General features: G+C 69.0%; 5 protein-coding genes. 4 read left to right on the top strand and 1 reads right to left on the bottom strand.

What is annotated here, in order from left to right:
• From AB1578_23455 to ccsB, 4 genes are all read left to right on the top strand, one after another.
• Window positions 1–277: mercury methylation corrinoid protein HgcA (locus AB1578_23455; protein ID MEW6490855.1), on the top strand; the 277-nt coding region annotated here is incomplete at its 5' end.
• 75 nt (window positions 278–352) lie between these two features.
• Window positions 353–646, top strand: coding sequence for a mercury methylation ferredoxin HgcB (gene hgcB / locus AB1578_23450; protein MEW6490854.1), 294 nt, complete (start codon window positions 353–355; stop codon window positions 644–646).
• Window positions 647–692: 46 nt separating this feature from the next.
• A complete protein-coding gene (locus AB1578_23445) occupies window positions 693–1154 on the top strand; it encodes a cytochrome C (protein ID MEW6490853.1) in 462 nt (153 codons plus the stop codon).
• A gap of 190 nt (window positions 1155–1344) precedes the next feature.
• On the top strand, window positions 1345–2163 hold the full coding sequence (ccsB, locus tag AB1578_23440; protein ID MEW6490852.1) for a c-type cytochrome biogenesis protein CcsB: 819 nt from the start codon (window positions 1345–1347) through the stop codon (window positions 2161–2163).
• 86 nt (window positions 2164–2249) lie between these two features.
• Here the strand turns inward: ccsB and AB1578_23435 are convergent.
• Window positions 2250–2386 (bottom strand): peptide-methionine (R)-S-oxide reductase (locus tag AB1578_23435; GenBank protein ID MEW6490851.1); only part of this gene is annotated, 137 nt, incomplete at its 5' end.

Here is a 2386-nt window from a genome sequence, read left to right as displayed (position 1 = left end):
GCTCCCCTGGCGGGCCTTCTCGGCCAAGGGGGCGCTGGTGGGCGCCGGCGCGGCCATTGCCGCCGCCGCGGCCGTGGGCGGCGCTTCCAGCTTCTCCGGCCTCCTGGCCCTAATCCTCGCGGTCGCCGCGGGGTCGTCTTACGCCGCGATGAACTTTACCGGGGCCACTCCGTTCACCTCTGCGTCCGGGGTGGAGCGGGAGATGCGCCGGGCCCTGCCTCTCCAGGCCGGCGCCGCCGCCCTGGCCGGCGCCTTCTGGCTCGCCTCGGCGTTCTAGGGCGAGCCCCCTGGAACCGTCCATGCCGTCCACCCCGTCCACTTCACCCACCTCGCCAAAGGGGAAACCCACACCATGAACGGCTTTCGCTACCTCGCAGGCGTGACCACCCTGAAACTCGACCAGGCCGCCTGCGTCGGCTGCGGCCTGTGCCAGACCGTCTGCCCCCACGCTGTCATTGCGGTGGCGGAAGGAAAGGCCCGGTTCCGAGACCGGGACGCCTGCATCGAGTGCGGCGCCTGCGCCCGGAACTGTCCGGTCTCTGCCCTGTCGGTGAAGGCCGGCGTGGGGTGCGCCAGCGCCATCATCAAGGGCTGGCTGACCGGAGGCCCTCCCCAGTGCGGGTGCGACACCAGCGGGTGCTGCTGACCGGCCCGACAGACATCGAGACCCAGCCGAAGAAGGAGAAGCAACCATGACCCGCACCGCCACACGGCTCGCCGTTTCGGCCCTGGCGCTGGCCCTCGCCGCGGCCACGAGCCCCACCGCCTCCGCCGCCACCTACGAGGAGCACATCCGGCCCGTCGTCGAGACCCAGTGCGGGGGATGCCACGGCGCCGACACCCCCGAGTACCCCCCGTGGAAGCGCGAGAAGGAGCGGTTCGTCCCCCAGTTCGTCGGCCCCCGGATGGACACCTACACCCACCTGGTGTCCTTCACGGCCTGGCCCGACACCGGCGCCCTCATGCGCCGCCTGGACGACGGCAAGGGCTCCCCCGAGGGCAAGGCGGGCAATATGTACGCCTACCTCGGCGGCTCCGAGGAAGAGCGCCAGCGCAACCTCTCCCTCTTCAAAGAGTGGGTGGGAGGCTGGACCCTGAAGCGCTGGAAGGAGATCACCAAGGAGGAGCTCGACGCCATCCGGGTGCCGTACTGACGAGCTGTCAGCTATCAGCCGTCAGCGGTCAACCACCCCCGGGGCGAGCCCGCCTTCTCGGGTTCGCGCTGAAAGCTGACCGCTCCGTGAGACCGTTCTCATTTGACCTGGGGGTGCTGCCCTCTCTACACTTGTGCCGTTTGGAACTGCCGGGGGCCGGGAACGGCCCCCAACGAAAGGACTTCCTGCGATGAACATCACCCTCTTCAACGTCAGCATGGTGCTCTATCTGGTGGCGAGCGTGCTCTACGCCCTCTTCCTGGCGAGCCGGCAGAGCCGCGCCATCGGGCTCGCGGCCACGGCAACCCTCCTGGCCGGTTTCCTCGTCAACACCGGCGCCTTCGTGGTGCGGTACGTGGAGAGCCACAACATGGGCTTTGCGTACATGCCGCTGTCGAACATGTACGAGTCCAAGGTCTTCTTCGCCTGGTGCATCGTGGCCGTGTACCTGCTCTTCGAGTGGAAGTACGCCACGCGGACCCTGGGGGCCTTCGTGGCGCCCCTGGGGGCGCTGGCCATCGCCATCGTCTCCTTGAACCCCCGGATCTCCCCCGACCTCCAGCCCCTGGTGCCGGCCCTCCAGTCCAACTGGCTCACGGCCCACGTGGTGACCTGCTTCATCGGGTACGCGGGATTCGCCATATCGTTCGCCCTGAGCATCGTCTACCTCTTCCGCGGGGACGGCACGAGCGGGGCGGTCCCCCCCCGGAAGGTGCTGGACGACATCTCCTACCGCGCCATCGCCCTGGGCTTCCCCTTCCTGACCCTGGGCATCCTCACGGGCGCCATCTGGGCCAACTACGCCTGGGGCACGTACTGGAGCTGGGACCCCAAGGAGACCTGGTCCCTCATCACCTGGTTCGTCTACGCCGCCTATCTCCACGCCCGCTTCACCGCCGGCTGGAAGGGCACGCGCCTGGCGTGGCTCTCCATCGTGGGCTTCGGCGCCACCATGTTCACCTACTGGGGCGTGAACTTCATCCTCTCGGGCCTGCACAGCTACGGGTAAACCGGGCCGACCCGTCCTGCCGACGCCGCCCAGCGCCCCCCTTCCCTCCCCGGGTCGGGGGGCGCTGTTTTCTTCCTGGGCCCTTCTCAGCCGGCCGGCGCGAAGGTCAGAGAGGCGGAGTTGATGCAGTAGCGAAGCCCCGTGGGGGGAGGCCCGTCGTCGAACACGTGGCCCAGGTGGGCGTCGCACCGGCGGCAGTGGACCTCGGTGCGCATCAGGAAGA

Source organism: Thermodesulfobacteriota bacterium (assembly GCA_040756475.1).
GTDB lineage: Bacteria > Desulfobacterota > Deferrisomatia > Deferrisomatales > JACRMM01 > JBFLZB01.
The sequence above is the reverse complement of the archived record's forward strand: the minus strand, read 5'-3'. Positions and strand labels throughout refer to the sequence as shown.